Genomic DNA, 19,101 nt, shown 5'->3' with positions numbered 1-19,101 from the left:
ACATGTTTGAATTTATGGATAGCCACACTGACGAAGCCGTCATCAAGGTGATAGGTGTGGGTGGCGGCGGCGGCAACGCAGTCGAACACATGGTTCGTCAAAACATCGAGGGTGTTGAGTTCATTACCGTCAACACCGACGCCCAGGCACTGCGCAACTCCAGTGCCAACACGACTCTGCAGATCGGCGGTGGCATCACCAAGGGTCTGGGAGCCGGAGCCAATCCGGAAGTGGGCCGTGATGCTGCCATGGAAGACAGGGAAGCGCTGCGTGAGCTGCTGACCGGTTCAGACATGGTATTCATCGCTGCCGGCATGGGCGGTGGTACAGGTACAGGTGCCGCACCTATCGTGGCCGAAGTGGCCCGCGAGATGGGTATCCTGACCGTCGCCGTGGTGACCAAGCCGTTCTCCTTCGAAGGGAAGAAGCGGATGGGCTTCGCCGCTCACGGTATCGAGGAGCTGTCCAAGAACGTCGACTCCCTGATCACCATCCCCAACGACAAGTTGCTGAAAGTGCTGGGTCGTGGCATCTCCCTGCTGGATGCCTTCAAGGCCGCCAACGATGTACTGCTGGGTGCGGTACAGGGCATTGCCGAGCTGATCACCCGTCCGGGCTTGATCAACGTCGACTTCGCGGACGTGCGTACCGTGATGCGTGAAATGGGTACCGCCATGATGGGTACAGGCTCCGCCTCCGGCGATGACCGTGCCGAAGAAGCGGCCGAGAAGGCCATCTCCAGCCCGCTGCTGGAAGACGTGGATCTGGCCGGTGCCCGTGGCATCCTGGTCAATATCACCGCCGGCATGGACATGACCATCGAAGAGTTCGAAACCGTGGGTAACGCGGTCAAGGCCTTCGCCTCCGAGAACGCCACAGTAGTGGTGGGTACCGTAATCGACCCGGAAATGCACGACGAACTGCGGGTCACCGTGGTGGCTACCGGCATCGGTGCCGAGCGCAAGCCCGACATCACGCTGGTCAAGAACAACATGGTACAAGAGCGTCCGGCCCGTCAGCCCCTGATCAGCGAAGCCCTGCAGTCTCGCGTGATGGAAGAGGCCCCGGCCAAGGTGGTGAATGCCGAGCCGCAAGCTCGTCGCGAACCGGATTATCTCGATATTCCTGCGTTCCTGCGCAAGCAAGCTGACTAAGTCTCGCATGGACCTGGTTTGTTTGTTGCTTAAGGATTGTGCTAAGATGGCCCGGCAACGACCATCTGGTCAGGAATTTGAGCTGTTAAGCGGATACGCCCATGATTAGACAAAGAACCTTGAAAACGAGTGTCCAGGCCACCGGTGTGGGCCTGCATTCGGGCCGGAAAGTCACAATGACGTTCCGTCCGGCGCCTGTGAACACAGGGATCGTTTACTTGCGTACCGATCTGAATCCTGTGGTCGCGCTGCCAGCCAACGCCGATCAGGTGCGTGATACCGTGCTTTGTACCGCTCTGGTAAACGAAGCCGGTGTCCGCGTGTCAACCATCGAACACCTCTCTGCCGCCCTGGCCGGGATGGGGATCGACAACCTCTATGTCGAGGTTGATGCTCCCGAGATCCCGGTGATGGATGGCAGTGCGCACCCGTTCATCTACCTGCTGCAAGAAGTGGGTATACGTGAACAGAATGCGCCCAAGCAGTTCGTGCGGATCAAGCAGAGCGTGCGGGTTGAAGACGGCGACAAGTGGGCGGAATTCCACCCCTATCGCAACGGCTTCAAGATGGATCTCGAGATCGATTTCCAGCATCCGGTATTTGAAGGCCGCAACCAGCGTTGCGTGCTGGATTTCTCCGGTGCCTCTTTCGTGAAAGAGATCAGCCGTGCCCGTACCTTCGGCTTCATGCGTGACATCGAGTACCTGCGTTCCCAGAACCTGGCCCTGGGCGGAAGCCTGGAAAACGCCGTGGTACTGGATGACTACCGGGTGCTGAACGAAGATGGTCTGCGTTACGAGGACGAGTTCGTCAAGCACAAGATGCTGGATGCCATCGGTGACCTTTATATGTGCAACCGCAGCATCATCGGCGAATTCCGTGCCTACAAGACGGGCCATGCCCTGAACAACAAACTGCTGCGTGCCTTGCTGGCCAAGCAGGAGGCCTGGGAACTGGTTACCTTCGAGGGTGAGGGCGACAAAGCGCCTATCGCTTACTACGATAACGGTCTGGTTCTGGCCTGATAGCTGTGCAACAGGACGTCGGTCATCTCTCCGCACCGACGTCCTGTCATTTGTTTATTCCATCCTTTAATACCGATTATCTCCCGGTTTTATTGCCCGTGCAGGCTCCTGGCCTCACCTGACCGAGAAGACAGATTTCTATGAGCATTACCCTGATCCTCAATGGTAAGCAGCGCCGCAAGTTGCACTTACCCAAACAACGTCTGGCCTGGGTCGGCGGTATCCTCTTCACTGTATTGGCACTGAGTGGTGGTTGGCTCTGGCAGAGCTGGCACCAGAAAATGGAGGCGCTGGAAGTCGCGCTGGCCATGGCCGAACAGCAAAAATCCACGCAAGGGGCCGATGAAGCCCGTGAACAGCTTGCCATGCTGGCCGCCCAGGTGGGCACCATGCAGGGGCAGCTAGGTCGCCTCAACGCGCTCGGCGAGCGTCTGACCGAGAAGGCAGACCTCGATCCCGACGAGTTCAATTTCAAGGAGCTGCCCCCCATGGGCGGCCCTTCCTATGACGAAGAGCTGGAAGTGAACCTGGGCGAGCTGCAAGCCTCCATGAAACACCTCAGCCAGCAGCTCAGCAGCCGTGAAGAACAGCTGTCGGTACTTGAATCTTTCATCATGAATCACCATATCACCGATGCCGGTTTCATCTCGGGTTCACCGGTGAAGCAGGAGCGAGTCTGGATCTCCTCCGGGTTCGGCGGACGGGTTGACCCGTTCAACGGTCGCGCCAAGATGCACAAGGGGGTGGATTTTCGTGGCAAGCCCGGCACTCCCATCCTGGCGACCGGCAAGGGGATCATCAGCTGGGCAGGCCGCCACCCGCAATTTGGCAACATGGTGGAGATAGACCATGGCAATGGTCTGGTGACCCGTTATGCCCACAACTCCAAGTTGTTGGTGGATGTGGGCACCCTGGTCGATGAGGGCCAGAAGATTGCTTTGATGGGGCGTACCGGTCGTGCGACCGGGGTCCATCTGCATTACGAAGTGTTGAAAGATGGTCGTCAGGTCAACCCCGCGCGCTTTCTGAATGCCAGACGGGGTTAGGTTTTTTCTTCAGGTTCCAGTGACGGAACGCTTATATAACCAAAACAGTTGGTACACATGATTAGCACACTGCTCACCAAGATTATCGGCAGCCGGAACGACAGAACGCTCAAGGCTTTGCGTAAAATTGTTAAACAGATCAATGCGATGGAGCCTCAGTTCGAGGCCTTGTCCGATGGCGAGCTGCAGGCGAAGACCGCCGAGTACCGTCAGCGCCTGGAGCAGGGTGAGACCCTGGAGCAGCTGTTGCCGGAAGCGTTCGCCACAGTGCGCGAGGCGTCCCGCCGGGTGTTCGGCATGCGTCACTTCGACGTGCAGCTGATCGGCGGCATGGTGCTGAACTCCAACCGCATCGCCGAGATGAAGACGGGTGAAGGCAAGACCCTCACCGCGACGCTGCCTGCCTATCTGAACGCGTTGACCGGTCGCGGTGTGCACGTGGTGACGGTGAACGACTATCTGGCCAAGCGTGATGCGGAGGCGAACCGCCCGCTGTTCACCTTCCTCGGCATGACGGTCGACTGCAACGTGCCCGGCATGGATGCGTCCCAGAAGCGCGACGCCTATGCCGCCGACATCACTTACGGTACCAACAACGAATTCGGTTTCGACTACCTGCGCGACAACATGGCGTTCTCGCCGGAGCAGCGCGTGCAGCGTCCGCTCAACTACGCGCTGGTGGATGAGGTGGATTCGGTGCTCATCGATGAAGCCCGTACCCCGCTGATTATCTCGGGTCCGGCGGAAGACAGCTCCGCCATGTATACCCAGATCAACAAGCTGATACCGCTGCTGGTCAAGCAGGACAAGGAAGACTCGGAAGAGTATACCGGCGACGGCCACTACACTGTGGACGAGAAGAACCGCCAGGCGCTGCTGACCGAAAACGGTCAGATCTTCGTGGAAGAGCTGCTCAAGAAAGAGGGGCTGCTGGCGGAAGAGGACTCCCTGTTCTCCGCCACCAACATCAGCCTGTTGCACCACGTCAACGCCGGCCTGCGTGCCCATACCCTGTTTGAACGCAACGTCGACTACATAGTCCAGAAGGACGAGATCGTCATCGTCGACGAGCACACCGGCCGTACCATGCCGGGTCGTCGCTGGTCCGACGGCCTGCACCAGGCGGTCGAGGCGAAGGAGGGGGTCAAGATCCAGAACGAGAACCAGACCCTGGCCTCCATCACCTTCCAGAACTACTTCCGTCTCTATGACAAGCTGGCGGGGATGACCGGGACTGCGGATACCGAAGCCTTTGAATTCCAGCAGATTTATGGTCTGGATACCGTAGTCATTCCGACCAACAAGCCGATGGTGCGCAAGGACATGGGCGATCTGGTCTACCTGACCGCCCAAGAAAAATACGCCGCCATCGTCGAAGACATCCGTGGTTGCGTCGAGCGTGGTCAGCCGGTGCTGGTCGGTACCGTCTCCATCGAGAACTCCGAACTGCTGTCCGGCATCCTGACCAAGGAGAACATCCCGCACAAGGTGCTGAACGCCAAGTTCCACGCCATGGAAGCGGAAATTGTTGCCCAGGCCGGTCAGACTGGCGCTGTCACCATAGCCACCAACATGGCCGGTCGTGGTACCGACATAGTGCTGGGGGGTAACTGGCAGGCCGAGATCGCCGCGCTGGAGAACCCGACCAGCGAGCAGATTGCCGAGCTGAAAGCGGCCTGGCAGGTGCGTCACGACGCAGTGCTGGCCTCTGGCGGCCTGCACATTATCGGTACCGAGCGTCACGAATCCCGCCGTATCGACAACCAGCTGCGCGGCCGTTCCGGCCGTCAGGGTGACCCGGGCTCCTCCCGCTTCTATCTCTCCATGGAAGATACCCTGATGCGGATCTTCGCCTCCGATCGCGTAACTGGCATGATGAAGAAGCTGGGCATGGAAGAGGGAGAGGCCATCGAGCATCCCTGGGTGACCAAGGCCATCGAGAATGCTCAGCGCAAGGTGGAAGGTCGCAACTTCGACATCCGTAAAAACCTGCTCGAATTCGATGACGTGGCGAACGACCAGCGCAAGGTGGTCTATGAGCAGCGCAACGAGCTGCTGGACACCAACGACATCTCCGACACCATCCACGTCATCCGCGATGACGTCTATGGCAGCGTGATCGACGAGTACATTCCGCCCCAGTCTCTGGAAGAGATGTGGGATGTGCCGGGTCTGGAGGCGCGCCTGAAGTCCGATTTCGCGCTGGATCTGCCGCTGCAGCAGTGGCTGGCGGAAGATGACAAGCTGTATGAAGAGAAGCTGCGCGAGCGCATCCTGGAAGAGGCCACCAAGCTCTATGCCCACAAGCAGGAGCTGGTCGGCGTCGATGTGCTGCGCAACTTCGAGAAGGCGGTGATGCTGCAGACCCTGGATGGCCTCTGGAAGGAGCATCTGGCGGCCATGGATCACCTGCGTCAGGGCATTCATCTGCGCGGCTACGCCCAGAAGAACCCCAAGCAGGAGTACAAGCGCGAGTCCTTCGATCTGTTCACCCAGATGCTGGAAACCCTCAAGCGCGACGTGGTCAGCATCCTGAGCCGGGTTCAGGTGCAGGAGCGCGACGTGGAGGCGATGGAAGAGCAGCAGCGCCAGCAGGCGGAAGCGGCTCCCCGCACCTATACCCATGCCGCCGCCGAGAATCAGCTGGCCGACGAAGAGACCCAGGCCGATGCGGCGCCGGTGACCTTCGTGCGCGACGAGCAGAAGGTCGGTCGCAACGATCCCTGCCCTTGTGGTTCCGGCAAGAAGTACAAGCATTGTCACGGTCAGTTGACCTGATTGACGTGATGCCATGACAAGGCGGGCCCGGTGCCCGCCTTGTTTTTGTCAGATGGCGACGCGAAATCGGATGTTAGGCATCATCGGCAGCTCACCCCGCCGGGTGTTGGGGTCATAGAGCAACCCGATCAGGCATTGAGTGCAAAGGTAACAAGATGGAACAGAAAAAGCGGATCTGGGTGGCGGTCGGCGTCATCGAGAATGAACGGGGCGATATCTTCATCGCCAAGCGCTCCTCCGATCGCCATCAGGGTGATCGCTGGGAGTTTCCCGGGGGCAAGGTGGAGTCGGGGGAAGATCTGCTCACCGCGCTGGATCGGGAGCTGTGGGAGGAGATAGGCATCCGGGTGCAGGATTGCGCCCCCTTCATGGAGCTGCACCACGACTATCCGGACAAGCAGGTGCTGCTGGATATCTGGAAGGTGACCCGCTTCCTGGGCGAGCCCTTTGGCAAGGAAGGGCAGGAGTGCCGCTGGGTGCCGCTGGCATCACTGCATGAATACCAGTTCCCCGATGCTAATGGCCCCATAGTGGCGCGGCTGCAGGCCGCGCTGGCGTGAGCCGGTAGCAAGACAATGAAAAAGGGCCAATCGGCCCTTTTTCATTTTGCAGAGGTGAGTGCTACCACTGACTTATAGCCACTGGTCGCCCTCTTCCGGATCCGGCAGCAGATCCGGATTGATCTCCCCCGGGATCCGCTTCTCTTCATCGGCCCACTCGCCGAGATCGATCAGCTGGCAGCGCTTGCTGCAGAAGGGACGAAACGGGCTCTGGGGACCCCATTCCAGTTCAGTCTGGCAGGTCGGGCATTTTACCTTGGTTACCATGGGCGCTCCTTAGCAGCAGGCAAGCTGGAAAGGCACATCGCCGATCGGCTGTTCTGCGGTGGGCAGAAAACGCAGGGCGAAGCGGTTCTTGTGGCCGCTCAGGGTCGGGTAGCAGGACTGGGAGCCGATCAGACGGATGCGGATCAACTCGGCCCCCTCGGCGGTATCCTGGAAGAAGCCGTTGGTGGCAACCTGATCGCTGAAGTGCCCCGATTCACGCCACAGTCGCAGCAGCAGGGAGATGGCGTTCATCAGCAGGTTGATGTCGCTAAGCCATTGCTGCATCTGTTGATGGCGAGCCACGGCAGGCGTCACCAGCCAGTAGTGCAGTTGTGGCACGTCGAAGGCGCACAGGCCACCGGGAATGGAGAAGCGCTGGCGGATGGAGCCGAGCAGACGATCCTCTTTCAGGCGGGCGCCGGGGCGAGGGGAGTTGAGCAGGCTGCGGGAAAGCTGGGTGCTCTCCTGCTGCATCCGCTGGATCTGCTCAAGGTCAACGTCCGGCAGGCTGGCCCAATGGCTCAGACGCTGGCCGAGACGCTCCAGATCCTTGATCAGATCGGCACGCAGATCACCGCGCTCCAGCAACTCCTGCAAATCGAACAACCCCTTGAAGAAGGCGATGTGTGCCCAGGACTGGTCACTCTCCAGATTGTCGCGGATCTGGGAAAACAGGGACTCCAGACGAAGATAGGTCCGGCTTTTTTCGTTGAGGGGAAAATCGTAAATCATGCCTAATCCTGGCCAGCCATAAACCGGCCTAGTGTACTCACACTTGGGGGGCTTGTTGAGAGGCAAATGCCAGATATGTCTCGTGCAGCGCTAAAATTCGCTCCCGTATGGTCTCAGTCGTGCCACTCTGGTTGTCCAGCACGTCATCGGCCATCGCCAGACGCTCGCTGCGGCTCGCCTGGGATGCCAGTATGGCCTGGGCCTGCTCCCGGTTGACCCCGTCCCGGCGACAGGTTCGCTCGATCTGGGTCGCCTCATCCACGTCGATGACCAGCACTCTATCGGCCAGCCCGGTGAGCCGGTTCTCGACCAGCAAGGGCACCACCAGCAGGCAGTAGGGGGAGTTGGCTGCCGCGCACTGACGCAGCATTTCGCTGCGGATGATCGGGTGTAGCAAGGCATTGAGCCAGGACTTGGCCGCCGGATTGCTGAAGATTCGCTCGCGCAGGGCCCGCCTGTCCAGTCGCCCCTGTTCATCCAGGATGCCGGGACCAAAATGGCTGGCGATGGCGGCCAGGGCCGGGGTGCCGGGCTCCACCACTTCGCGGGCAATCAGGTCGGCATCGACCACCTCTATCCCCAGGGTCGCAAACTGGTTGGCGACGGTCGTTTTGCCGCTGCCTATACCGCCGGTGATGGCTACTACATACATAGATTTGTGATCCCCTTGCTAGAGAACTATGTCCAGATACCAGCGGGTGATGTTATCCCCCCACAGCAGCGCTATCCAGCCCGCGATGGCGAGATAGGGGCCAAAGGGGATGGGTTTGCCCTGATGATGGTTGCGCAGCAGTATGAGCCCTATGCCGATGATGGCGCCGACCAGTGACGAGAGCAGCAGCACTATGGGCAGCGCCTGCCAGCCCAGCCAGGCACCGAGCGCCGCCAGCAGCTTGAAGTCGCCATAGCCCATCCCCTCCTTGCCTGTCAGCAGCTTGAACGCCCAGTAGAGGCTCCAGAGAACCAGATAGCCAGCCATGGCACCGATCACCGCATCGGCCAGTGGCACAAAGCCCCCCGCCAGATTGAACAGCAGACCGCCCCACAGCAGCGGCAGGGTGAGCTGGTCCGGCAGCAACATCTTGTCCAGATCGATGAAGGTGAGGGCCACCAGTACCCAGGTCAGCAAGAGCGCGGCCAGGGTGCCCCATCCCGGGGCCAGGGTCGCGGCGACGGCGACCGACAACAGGGCGGTCAGCAGCTCGACCATGGGATAGCGAGCAGAGATAGGCGCCTTGCATTGCCGGCAGCGCCCCTTGAGCCAGAGCCAGCTCAGCAGGGGGATGTTCTCCAGCGCGCCTATGGGGTGGTTGCACTGCGGGCAGCGGGAGCGCGGCACCATCAGGTTGTAGGGTTCGCTGGGGGAGGCCGCCACTTCGCTGCCGAAGTAGTCACTGTATTCGGCCTGCCACTCCCGCTCCAGCATGATGGGCAGGCGATGGATCACCACGTTCAGAAAGCTGCCAACCATCAGGGAAAAGAGAAAAACCAGGGAGAGATAGAGCCAGGGCAGGCCCTGGGCCAGTTCGATCAGAGGCACCATAAATCAACCGCTTGCGTTGAGAATCAGGATGGAAGAGGACCAGAACGAGCCATGCTCGCTGGTCACTCTGCCGAAGGGGCTCAGTGTATCACAGAGCCCAGCTTGAAGATGGGGAGGTACATGGCGACGACCATGCCGCCGACCAGCACCCCCAGCACCACCATTATGATGGGCTCGAGCAGGCTGGTGAGACCATCGACCATGTCGTCCACCTCCTGCTCGAAGATGGCGGCGACCTTGGAGAGCATGTCATCGATGGCGCCGGACTCTTCACCTATCATCACCATCTGGATCACCATGTCGGGGAACAGATCCACGGTGCGCATGGCGACGTTGATCTGCATGCCAGCCACGACCTCGTTGCGAATGGCCAGGGTAGCCGTGCGATAGACATAGTTGCCCGAGGCCCCGGCAGCGGAGACCAGGGCATCCACCAGGGGAATACCGGCGGAGAAGGTGGTGGAGAGGGTGCGGGCGAAACGGGCCATGGCCGCCTTGTGCAGTATGTTGCCAACGACCGGAATGGAGAGGATGAACTTGTCGGTGTTGTCACGTACCTTCTGAGAGCTGCGCCAGGCGCGCACATAGAGGAATACTGTCAGGGCTATGCCGCCGAAGATGGCGTACCACCAATCCTGCATGAAGCGGGAGATGGCAATGATGAATCGGGTGAAGGCGGGCAGCTCGGCACCGAAGCTCTTGAAGATCTCTTCGAACTGGGGGATGACGAACAGCAACAGTATGGAGGTCACTATGATGGCGACCAGGATGACCATGGCGGGATAGAACATGGCCTTCTTTATTTTGGATTTGAGCGCCTCGCTCTTTTCACGATAGATGGCAATCCGGTCGTAGATGGTTTCCAGCGCGCCTGACTGCTCCCCCGCCTCCACCAGATCACAGTAGAGGGCATCAAAGTGGCGGGGATGGCGGCGCAGCGCATCCGACAGGGGGGTGCCTGTCTCCACATCGGCGGCGATCTGGCCGATCAGCTCGCGCACCGCTGCTTTTTCGTGGCCGCGGGCAATGATCTGCAGGCTCTGCACCAGCGGCACACCGGCGGAGAGCATGGTGGTGATCTGGCGGGAGATGACGGCGATGTCCATCGGCTTGATCCTGGCGCCGCCCTTGGAAAACATCCCCTGGCCCTGCTTGCTGACCCTGGTGACATTGACGCCCTGCTTGCGCAGCTCCGCCTTGACGGTCGTGATGCTGTCGGCCTGCAACTCACCGGAAACCTTTTGTCCCTTGCGATTGACGCCGTGCCAGCGGAAGGAGAAGACCTTTTTTGGTGCATTCTGTTTTTGAGCTAATGTTGCCATCACTGCATCCTGCAATTGGGCGACGGTGGCCGGATGAGGGTGTTGCCTGTCCGGCTCATCTTGGCTTGAAGAACATCAAAAGGGTGACTGCATGGGCCTCACCCGGCTTGATGACTCGAACACTGCGTATTCAGTTCGTGGTGATCCTGTTGATCTCGGCCAGGCTGGTGACCCCCAGACGGGCCTTCTCCAGGCCGGAGATGCGCAGGGTGCGCATGCCCTCCTTCTGGGCGATGGCGGCGATTTGTAGCGAATTAGCCCCCTGCATGATCAGCTTGGCGATGTTGTCCGACATCAGCATGATTTCATAGATGCCGACCCGTCCTCTGTAGCCTCCCGAACACTCCTTGCAGCCGACCGGCTTGAACAGCCGCAGTCCGGCGGCCAGCTGCTGCTGGGTAAAGCCCAGCTCCTGCAGTTCGGCGTCGGGCACCACCTCAGGGGCCTTGCAGTGATCGCACAGCTTGCGGGCGAGACGCTGGGCCATGATCAGGGTCACCGAGGAGGCGATGTTGAAGGCGGGCACCCCCATGTTCATCATCCGGGTCAGGGTCTCGGCCGCTGAATTGGTGTGCAGGGTCGACAGCACCAGGTGACCGGTCTGGGCGGCCTTGATGGCAATTTCGGCGGTTTCCAGATCCCGGATCTCCCCCACCATGACGATGTCGGGATCCTGGCGCAGGAAGGAGCGCAGGGCGCTGGCGAAGGTGAGCCCCGCCTTGGGATTGATCTGCACCTGGTTGACGCCGGGCAGGTTGATCTCCACCGGATCCTCGGCGGTGGAGATGTTGACCTCGCTGGTATTGAGAATGTTGAGACCTGTATAGAGCGACACCGTCTTGCCAGAGCCCGTGGGGCCCGTGACCAGTATCATGCCCTGTGGCTTGGAGAGCGCATGCAGGTATTGCGCCTTCTGGCGGTCGTCGAAGCCGAGCTGATCGAGGTTGAGGCGGGCGGCTGACGAGTCCAGCAAGCGGATGACTATCTTCTCACCCCACATGGTGGGCAGGGTGTTGACCCGCATGTCCATGGATCTGCTGCGTGAGATCTTCAGCTTGATCCGTCCATCCTGGGGCAGGCGTCGCTCGGCGATATCGAGTCTCGCCATCACCTTGAGACGGGCCGCGAAACGGTTCGCCAGATTGACCGGCGGGGTGGCGACTTCATGCAGTATGCCGTCGATCCGGAAGCGGATCCTGTACTTGGTCTCATAGGGTTCGAAATGCAGGTCGGATGCGCCACGCTTGATGGCATCCATCATGATTTTATGGATGTATTTGACTATGGGGGCATCGTCATCGGCGGTATTGACGCTCTCGTCAAGGCGCGAACCCTCATCGGAAACCTCGAGCTCCGAGATCTCGGCCTCGTCGATGTGATCCATGCCCAGGGTGTCCTGCTCGGTGTCCATCAGCTTGCCGAGGGCGGCGGTGAGCTTGCTCTCCTCGACCAGCAAGGCTTCAGTGTGCAGGCCGAAGCTGAAGCCGAAATCCTCCAGGGCCGACACATTGGTCGGGTCCGACATGGCGATATAGAGGGTGTGGCCCTGGGTGTAGATGGGCAGCACATGATGTTTCTCGATAAGCTTCTGATTGAGGTACTTCTGCGGGATCTCGGCCAGGTCGAAGGCGGCAAGATCCAGCAGAGGTACCCCATATTCCAGCTCGCAGAAATCCGCCAGCGCCTTGCTGTCGAGGATGTCGTTTTCAATCAGGAAGGTGACAAAGGGCTTGCGCTGCGCCCTGGCCTGGCTCAGATAGCGCTGTGAGTCCGGCTCACTGAGGAGAGAAGAGGCGGCCAGGCTGGTCGCCAGGCCGCTATTAAGGCTAGAGGTCATGCGTTAGCACATGCCGGCAGCAGCACAGGTTCCTGAATTTCTCGTCCAGTTGACCTGTTTGGAGGGGGCTATCTCACCATGTAGAATAAAATTCGGATTTACACCACCAACAGCTAAAGTGGCAAAATCTGTGCCACTTCCAACCGTAATATCTATCCCTGCGGTGGCGCTAGCAGGGACAACATTGGTTCCTGTAGTTGCAGTACCTACAGCAGCTACTGCAGCGGTCTTTGTGGCTGAACTAGCAGTATCGATACGATCTGGATTGGCACTCAGAATCGCAGCGGCTAGGGCAGCATTTGCGGCATCCACGCATTCCTTCCCGACGTTTGCGGTAGCAGTGTTAATATTCGCCGCAGTAACATCTAATCCCTGGGCACACACTTCAAACGCGGTCTTTGCTGGCCCTGCAGCGGCAATAACCTCAGCAAATTTGGCTCGTAATGTATAGGTCTGATAAGCCGGCAAGGCGATGGCAGCCAGAATGGCGACGATCGCAACGACTATCATCAATTCGATTAGCGTAAACCCTGACTGTCTTTTCATGTCAAATATCCTTTTGTCCATGGTTCCTGAAAAGTGCCGGTGGAAATCTATCCACACTCCAGCATCTTATCCGAGCGCTTCGGGTTGGCAACAGAGGCAGGGCCCTTGTTAACCACTTTTCTGTCATTTAGTGAAAATGATAGCAAAATCAAGGATTAAACGGTCTCTAATGACGCTTCTCAAGATTGGGGAGGGCCCATCTTCACACTCCTTATGTCGTGGGATCCTGCATATAGAAAAGGCGCCGATGGCGCCTTTTGCAAGTTTCGAGCCCTGTAATATTTTTGGGCCAGGCGGACTCGTTCTACTCGCTCAGCTTTCGATGAAGCGCATCGAGAGGTCCTGCGCCCGCACGTGCTTGGTCAGGGCTCCCACCGAGATAAAGTCGACGCCGGTGGCTGCATAGTCGGCCAGCGTCTCCAATGTGACGTTGCCGGAGACCTCCAGCTTGGCGCGGCCCTGGTTCAGGCGGACGGCCTCTTTCATCATGGGCACGTCGAAGTTGTCCAGCATTACTATATCGGCCCGAGCGGTCAGCGCCTGCTCCAGCTCGACCAGGGACTCCACCTCCACCTCCACCGGTTTGCCCGGGTTGAGGCGGCGTGCCTCGGCAATGGCTTCCCGGATGCCGCCGCAGGCGAGGATGTGGTTCTCCTTGATGAGGTAGGCATCAAACAGACCGATACGGTGGTTTTTGCCGCCGCCGCAGGTGACGGCATATTTCTGGGCGCTGCGCAGGCCGGGCAGGGTCTTGCGGGTGTCGAGCAGGCGGCACTCGGTCCCTTCCAGCTCGGCCACGTAACGGGCGGTCAGGGTGGCGACCCCGGACAGGGTCTGCACGAAGTTCAGGGCATTGCGCTCGCCGGTCAGCAGCGCCCGGGCCGGGCCGTGAAGGCGGAACAGCTCCTGATTGGGTGAGAGGCGCTCGCCATCCTGAACCTTCCACTCCACCTTGACCTCGCCGCCGAGCTGGGCAAACACCTCGTCGACCCAGGGCTGACCGCAGAATACGCCGGCCTCGCGGGTGATGACGCGCGCCGTCGAGATGCGATCGGCCGGGATCAACTGGGCCGTGATATCGGCGCTGGCATCCGGTTGATCCAGTGCGGTGAGGGCATCGCCCAAGTCTTCGAGTAGTGCGGCGCGCACGGCGCGGCTGATGTCCTGTTGTAACATGCCTTATTCCTGCAAGGGTCTGAGAAGCAACTGCCTGTCTTTCTGACGTAATTCCAGCCGGCCCAGGGCATTCATGCCCACCAGGATCTCCTCCCCGTCGGCAGCCGGATTGATAAAGACGGACAAATCGTACAGGGTCAGTGGGCCCATCGCCAGGCTTTCGATCCGGCCTGTCTCGACCAGGATCTGGCCCGCCGCCGTATTGACCCGGCTGCGACCGGTGGCGACGAGGCCGAGGCGCGACGCCACCTGGCTCGGTATGGTCACTCGGGTGGCCCCCGTGTCCAGCAGCAGTTGCACCGGCTGGTCGTTGATGGCACCCTCCAGACGATAGTGACCACTGGCATCGGCCTTGAGCAGCAGCTCGCCGTTGGCGGTCACGCTAGGTTTGGCGCTGGAGTAGAAGTAAAGGGTCAGCAGACCCAGCAGTGAGAGCCAGGCCAGCAGCCAGAGACGGCGCGCCATCGGGTGCATATGGGGTCCAGTGCCTTGCAAGTGATGGCTCAGCCTAACACAGCTTTACCCATGGATTCAGAGGCTTGTTTCCGGTTTCTTGCGGCGGCGGGCACAGTCCATGGCGTCCCTCTCCCCATTGTGAGTCGAGTAGACGATGACTGAACCCACAACCATTTTTTCCATCGATCGCGCAGGGTGGTGTGAACAGGCCCGCAGGGTGCCTTCGCCCCATCACAATGAACGGATCGGCCCCAACGACATCTCCCTGCTGGTGATACACGGCATCAGTCTGCCGCCGGGAGAATTTGGTGGCCCCTGGATCGACGACCTGTTTCTCGGTCGCCTCGATCCCTATGCTCACCCTTACTTTGCCGGCATTCATCAGCTGAGGGTCTCGGCCCACTGCCTGATCCGTCGCGATGGCGAACTGGTGCAGTATGTGCCGTTCACTGCGCGAGCCTGGCATGCGGGAGTATCGAGCTGGGAGGGGCGGGAGGCGTGCAACGACTTCTCCATCGGCATCGAGCTGGAAGGTACCGACGAGCTGCCGTACAGCGATGCACAGTATGAGGTGCTGGCAAGTCTCAGTCGTGCCATCTCTGTTCAGTATCCCGAGGTGACGGCATCACGCATCGTCGGCCATTGTGACATAGCGCCGGGTCGCAAGACGGATCCTGGCACCAGTTTCGAATGGCAGCGCTATCGTGGGATGCTCAACTTTGAGTAAAAAATCCAAACATTAGTTTGTGTTTTTAAAATCAATGGCTTGCCTTTTGGGTGAGCCATTTTTCATGCTGTTGGCCAAATGTTATCTGTGAGCAAGCTCATAAATATTGGTCAGACCATTTTCTATGAGCTATATCATGATTTCGCTTTTTTACCCCTAAAGTGGCAAGCATCGTTCTTGATGCAGATCATATTTTGGGTGGACTTTTTCCAAGCCCTCTGCTAATTTTCGCCCCAATCATAGAATTGGTAATACCAATTTAACAAAGTAGCCTCATGCCCTATATCAAGATAACTCAGCCCAAGCTGGCCGACGCCATCGTCGCCGAGCTGGAAAGCATGATTCTGGAAGGCAGCTTGCAGCCGGGGCAGAAGCTGCCCCCCGAGCGGGAACTCGCCATCCAGTTTCAGGTGTCGCGGCCTTCCCTGCGCGAAGCCATCCAGCGCCTGGAAGCGAGGGGACTCTTGTATCGCCGTCAGGGCGGCGGCACCTATGTGCAGAATGCCTTGAGCAAGGGGATCGCAGATCCCCTGTTCGAACTGCTCAGTACCCACCCGGAAGCCCAGTATGACCTGCTGGAGTTTCGTCACGCGCTGGAAGGCATCTGTGCCTACTATGCCGCGCTGCGGGGGACTGAGGCCGATTTCGAGCGGATCCGCCTGGCGCAGTCCGCCATCGAAGAGGCGGGTCAGCAGGGGTCGCTGGTGGTCGAGTCGACCGCCGTCACCCAGTTCTATCTGGCGGTGGCGGAGGCGTCCCACAACGTGGTGCTGCTGCACTTGCTGCGGGCCATGGGCCCCATGCTCGAACAGAACATTTTACGCAATAACGAAATTTTGAATCGCCGTCCGGGAGTGGTAGCCAAGATCCGTCGCCATCGTGCGAGCCTGATCGAGGCTATCCTGTCGGGGGCTCCGGAGCGGGCCAGGGCTGCTTGTCATGAGCACCTGGCCTTTATCGAGGACACCTTGTTGGATATGCAGAGGGAAGACAGCCGGATCCAGCGATCCATGCGTCGGATCCGTCAGCAGGATAACTAATCCCACAAGGCTCTATTGTCGAATGCTTGCGCCCTTCGCCGTGCAATGCCGTGCAATCACAACAAAATAGGAACCAGCCATGTCTGATATCCTGAAGAACGATGTGGACCCGATAGAAACGCTGGAGTGGCTTGCCTCTCTGGAATCCCTGCTGCGTGAAGAGGGTCCGCAACGCGCTCAGTTCATCCTTGAACAACTGGCCGAGAAAGCCCGCATCAGCGGTGTTGACGTGGCTGAGAAGGCGAATCGCGACTACATCAACACCATTCCTGCCAGCGACGAACCGGCTTACCCGGGCGACCTGGAGATGGAACGTCGCATCCGCGCCATCATCCGCTGGAATGCCATGATGATAGTGCTGCGCGCCTCCAAGAAAGACCTGGACCTCGGTGGTCACATGTCTTCCTTCGCCTCTTCCGCGACCATCTACGAAGTCTGCTACAACCACTTCTTCCGCGCTCGCAGCGAGAAGGACGGTGGCGATCTGGTCTACTTCCAGGGTCACATCTCCCCGGGCATCTACGCCCGTGCATTCGCCGAAGGTCGTCTGACCGAAGAGCAGCTGGACAACTTCCGTCAGGAAGTGGACGGCAAGGGCATTCCTTCCTACCCGCACCCGAAACTGATGCCGGACTTCTGGCAGTTCCCGACCGTTTCCATGGGTCTGGGCCCCATCGCCGCCATCTATCAGGCTCGCTTCCTGAAGTACCTGACCGACCGTGGCATCAAGGATTGCTCCGAGCAGACCGTTTACGCCTTCCTGGGTGACGGCGAGATGGACGAGCCGGAAGCCAAGGGCGCCCTGACCGTTGCCGTGCGTGAAAAGCTCGACAACCTGGTGTTCGTGGTCAACTGCAACCTGCAGCGTCTGGACGGTCCTGTTGTCGGCAACGGCAAGGTCATCAACGAGCTGGAAGGTCTGTTCGCAGGTGCCGGCTGGGATGTCACCAAGGTCATCTGGGGTCGCAAGTGGGATGAGCTGCTGAAGAAAGACACGTCCGGCAAGCTGATCCAGCTGATGAACGAAACCGTGGACGGTGACTATCAGACCATGAAGTCCCGTGACGGCGCTTACGTCCGTGAGCAGTTCTTCAACCGTTATCCGGAAACCGCCGCCCTGGTCAAAGACATGACCGACGAGGAGATCTTCGCCCTGAACCGCGGTGGTCACGACCCCCGTAAACTGTTCGCCGCCTTCTCCAAGGCCGCAGCGACCAAGGGCAAGCCGACCGTCATCCTGGCCAAGACCATCAAGGGTTATGGCATGGGCGAAGCGGCCGAAGGCAAGAACATCGCTCACCAGGTCAAGAAGATGGATCTGGGCTCTGTTCGTCACCTGCGCGATCGTTTCAGCCTGCCGGTCACCGACGAGCAGCTGGAAAATCTGCCGTACCTGAAGATCGAAGAGGGTACCGAAGAGCACAAGTACCTGCATGCTCGCCGTGCCGCGCTGAAGGGCTATGTACCGACCCGTCTGCGCGAGAGCACCACCAAGCTGGAAATCCCGGCGCTGGATGCCTTCGGCCCGCTGCTGGGTGAGCAGGCGCGCGAGATCTCCACCACCATGGCGTTCGTGCGTTCCCTGAACGTGCTGCTGAAAGACAAGTCCATCGGCAAGCGCATCGTTCCGATCCTGGCCGACGAAGCCCGTACCTTCGGTATGGAAGGTCTGTTCCGTCAGATCGGCATCTACAGCCCGCACGGTCAGCAATACACCCCGCAAGACCGCGACATCGTCTCCTACTACAAGGAAGACAAGCAGGGTCAGGTTCTGCAAGACGGTATCAACGAGCTGGGCGCCATGTCCTCCTGGCTGGCTGCTGCGACCTCTTACAGCACCAACGACTGCCCGATGATCCCGTTCTACATCTACTACTCCATGTTCGGCTTCCAGCGGATCGGCGACATGGCGTGGGCAGCCGGTGACCAGCAAGCCCGTGGCTTCCTGCTGGGCGCGACCTCCGGTCGTACCACCCTCAACGGTGAAGGTCTGCAGCACGAAGATGGTCACAGCCACATCCTGGCCGGCACCATCCCGAACTGCATCTCCTATGACCCGTCCTACGCCTATGAAGTAGCGGTGATCGTACAAGACGGCCTGCGTCGCATGTACGGTGAGAAGCCGGAGAACGTCTTCTACTACATCACCACTCTCAATGAAAATTATGCGATGCCGGCCATGCCGGAAGGCGCCGAGGAAGGCATCCGCAAGGGTATCTACAAGCTGGAATCCGTGGCCGGTAGCAAGGCCAAGGTACAGCTGTTGGGTTGTGGCTCCATCCTGGGTCACGTCCGTACCGCCGCCCAGATCCTGGCGAGCGAGTACGGCGTGGGTTCCGACGTGTTCAGCGTGACCTCCTTCAACGAGCTGGCTCGTGATGGTCAGGACGCCGATCGCTGGAACATGCTGCACCCGACTGCTGCCGCCCGCGTACCTTACATCACCTCGGTGCTGGGTTCCGAAGCCACTATCGCCGCGACCGACTACATGAAGTCCTTCGCCGAGCAGGTGCGTGCCTTCGTGCCGACCGAGAACTACCGTGTACTGGGTACCGATGGTTATGGCCGTTCCGACAGCCGTGCCAACCTGCGTCGTCACTTCGAAGTGAACGAGTTCTATGTCGTCGTTGCTGCCCTGACCGAACTGGCCAAGCGCGGTGAGATCGACAAGCAGGTTGTGGCCGACGCCATCGCCAAGTACGGCATCGATGCCGACAAGGTTAACCCGCTGTACGCGTAAGAGGATTGAGCGCCCTGTCCGGACTTGCGTGCCGGACAGGGCCTTGCCCAGGTTAATGCGACATAAGGGTAAGAGGACACACAGGGTCCGGACGGCAACAACGAGCCGGAACCTGCTCTTGCCAAGGTTAACGCGATAAACGTACGCGTAAG

Annotated in this window: 17 protein-coding genes; 8 read left to right on the top strand and 9 right to left on the bottom strand. The window is 59.5% G+C overall.

Annotated features, from left to right (window positions below):
* The first annotated feature begins 2 nt into the window (after nucleotides 1-2).
* The 5 genes from ftsZ to mutT all read left to right on the top strand — a co-directional run bounded on the left by ftsZ (nucleotide 3) and on the right by mutT (nucleotide 6,563).
* Nucleotides 3-1,154 carry a cell division protein FtsZ gene (gene ftsZ / locus OC537_RS14095; protein ID WP_005305686.1) on the top strand — a complete coding sequence of 384 codons (1,152 nt, stop codon included), beginning with the start codon at nucleotides 3-5 and terminating at the stop codon, nucleotides 1,152-1,154.
* 101 nt (nucleotides 1,155-1,255) lie between these two features.
* Nucleotides 1,256-2,179, top strand: coding sequence for a UDP-3-O-acyl-N-acetylglucosamine deacetylase (lpxC, locus tag OC537_RS14090; protein WP_041204903.1), 924 nt, complete (start codon nucleotides 1,256-1,258; stop codon nucleotides 2,177-2,179).
* Between the two features lie 140 nt (nucleotides 2,180-2,319).
* On the top strand, nucleotides 2,320-3,225 hold the full coding sequence (locus OC537_RS14085) for a M23 family metallopeptidase (RefSeq protein WP_025328452.1): 906 nt from the start codon (nucleotides 2,320-2,322) through the stop codon (nucleotides 3,223-3,225).
* Nucleotides 3,226-3,282: 57 nt separating this feature from the next.
* Nucleotides 3,283-6,003, top strand: coding sequence for a preprotein translocase subunit SecA (gene secA, locus OC537_RS14080; protein ID WP_111911128.1), 2,721 nt, complete (start codon nucleotides 3,283-3,285; stop codon nucleotides 6,001-6,003).
* A gap of 155 nt (nucleotides 6,004-6,158) precedes the next feature.
* Nucleotides 6,159-6,563 (top strand): 8-oxo-dGTP diphosphatase MutT, encoded by a 405-nt coding sequence (mutT, locus tag OC537_RS14075; RefSeq protein WP_262112108.1) that lies wholly within the window; start codon nucleotides 6,159-6,161, stop codon nucleotides 6,561-6,563.
* Between the two features lie 72 nt (nucleotides 6,564-6,635).
* Here mutT and yacG read toward each other — a convergent pair whose 3' ends face one another.
* The 9 genes from yacG to OC537_RS14030 form a co-directional block, all read right to left on the bottom strand.
* On the bottom strand, nucleotides 6,636-6,830 hold the full coding sequence (gene yacG, locus OC537_RS14070) for a DNA gyrase inhibitor YacG (RefSeq protein WP_025328449.1): 195 nt from the start codon (nucleotides 6,828-6,830) through the stop codon (nucleotides 6,636-6,638).
* Nucleotides 6,831-6,839: 9 nt separating this feature from the next.
* On the bottom strand, nucleotides 6,840-7,562 hold the full coding sequence (zapD, locus tag OC537_RS14065) for a cell division protein ZapD (protein ID WP_234690305.1): 723 nt from the start codon (nucleotides 7,560-7,562) through the stop codon (nucleotides 6,840-6,842).
* A 37-nt stretch (nucleotides 7,563-7,599) separates the two neighbouring features.
* Nucleotides 7,600-8,214 (bottom strand): dephospho-CoA kinase, encoded by a 615-nt coding sequence (gene coaE / locus OC537_RS14060; protein ID WP_262112101.1) that lies wholly within the window; start codon nucleotides 8,212-8,214, stop codon nucleotides 7,600-7,602.
* A gap of 18 nt (nucleotides 8,215-8,232) precedes the next feature.
* A complete protein-coding gene (locus tag OC537_RS14055) occupies nucleotides 8,233-9,105 on the bottom strand; it encodes a prepilin peptidase (protein WP_262112099.1) in 873 nt (290 codons plus the stop codon).
* 80 nt (nucleotides 9,106-9,185) lie between these two features.
* Nucleotides 9,186-10,427, bottom strand: a complete 1,242-nt coding sequence (locus OC537_RS14050) for a type II secretion system F family protein (RefSeq protein ID WP_106885656.1) — start codon at nucleotides 10,425-10,427, stop codon at nucleotides 9,186-9,188.
* A 130-nt stretch (nucleotides 10,428-10,557) separates the two neighbouring features.
* Nucleotides 10,558-12,264, bottom strand: coding sequence for a PilB family type IVa pilus assembly ATPase TapB (tapB, locus tag OC537_RS14045; protein ID WP_163137996.1), 1,707 nt, complete (start codon nucleotides 12,262-12,264; stop codon nucleotides 10,558-10,560).
* A 3-nt stretch (nucleotides 12,265-12,267) separates the two neighbouring features.
* A complete protein-coding gene (locus tag OC537_RS14040; RefSeq protein WP_111911116.1) occupies nucleotides 12,268-12,810 on the bottom strand; it encodes a prepilin-type N-terminal cleavage/methylation domain-containing protein in 543 nt (180 codons plus the stop codon).
* Nucleotides 12,811-13,122: 312 nt separating this feature from the next.
* Nucleotides 13,123-13,986: a carboxylating nicotinate-nucleotide diphosphorylase gene (nadC, locus tag OC537_RS14035; RefSeq protein WP_262112094.1), complete on the bottom strand. Its 864-nt coding sequence runs from the start codon at nucleotides 13,984-13,986 to the stop codon at nucleotides 13,123-13,125.
* A gap of 3 nt (nucleotides 13,987-13,989) precedes the next feature.
* Nucleotides 13,990-14,460, bottom strand: coding sequence for a TIGR02281 family clan AA aspartic protease (locus OC537_RS14030; RefSeq protein WP_139745612.1), 471 nt, complete (start codon nucleotides 14,458-14,460; stop codon nucleotides 13,990-13,992).
* A gap of 136 nt (nucleotides 14,461-14,596) precedes the next feature.
* Between OC537_RS14030 and ampD the strand changes: the two genes are divergently transcribed.
* The 3 genes from ampD to aceE all read left to right on the top strand — a co-directional run bounded on the left by ampD (nucleotide 14,597) and on the right by aceE (nucleotide 18,949).
* The gene (ampD, locus tag OC537_RS14025) at nucleotides 14,597-15,169 is read left to right on the top strand and encodes a 1,6-anhydro-N-acetylmuramyl-L-alanine amidase AmpD (RefSeq protein ID WP_262112093.1); all 573 of its coding nucleotides are present in this window, start codon (nucleotides 14,597-14,599) and stop codon (nucleotides 15,167-15,169) included.
* A 275-nt stretch (nucleotides 15,170-15,444) separates the two neighbouring features.
* Nucleotides 15,445-16,209, top strand: coding sequence for a pyruvate dehydrogenase complex transcriptional repressor PdhR (gene pdhR, locus OC537_RS14020; protein ID WP_106885661.1), 765 nt, complete (start codon nucleotides 15,445-15,447; stop codon nucleotides 16,207-16,209).
* A 79-nt stretch (nucleotides 16,210-16,288) separates the two neighbouring features.
* Nucleotides 16,289-18,949, top strand: a complete 2,661-nt coding sequence (aceE, locus tag OC537_RS14015) for a pyruvate dehydrogenase (acetyl-transferring), homodimeric type (protein WP_262112092.1) — start codon at nucleotides 16,289-16,291, stop codon at nucleotides 18,947-18,949.
* Nucleotides 18,950-19,101: the final 152 nt, after the last annotated feature.

The organism is Aeromonas sp. Marseille-Q5825, from assembly GCF_946892685.1.
GTDB lineage: Bacteria > Pseudomonadota > Gammaproteobacteria > Enterobacterales > Aeromonadaceae > Aeromonas > Aeromonas rivipollensis.
The sequence above is the reverse complement of the archived record's forward strand: the minus strand, read 5'-3'. Positions and strand labels throughout refer to the sequence as shown.